The organism is Dellaglioa sp. CoH-55-MRSF-6 (genome assembly GCF_056782215.1).
The window spans coordinates 1-254 of sequence record NZ_JBXAYJ010000060.1 but is presented as its reverse complement, the minus strand read 5'-3'; the positions used below and the strand labels follow the sequence as shown (position 1 = coordinate 254).

1 protein-coding gene is annotated in these 254 nt (G+C 55.5%); it reads right to left on the bottom strand.

The features are described from left to right. Positions 1–206: hypothetical protein (locus tag AC1RPK_RS07780; RefSeq protein ID WP_481769360.1), on the bottom strand; the 206-nt coding region annotated here is incomplete at its 3' end. Positions 207–254: the final 48 nt, after the last annotated feature.

Below are 254 nucleotides of genomic sequence, written 5' to 3'. Positions count from 1 at the left end.
ATGCTGCCAACGTCACCGTGCTCCACAACTTCGAGAATAATGTGGCTCGGGCTCTTGATCTCGATGACTCGTGCGTTCACGTTTTGGCTGTAAACGCAGCAGGTAGCGCCCACCACGATAGGGCTACCACATGACGCGTATACAGAGGGGCGCTGCTTACGTGCCTTGCGCGGGAGTACCGGACGCGTCGTGAATTTACGGCTCATGAACTTCTCCTTGCTTGATGTGATTGTACGCATGGTACAGGACGTGGC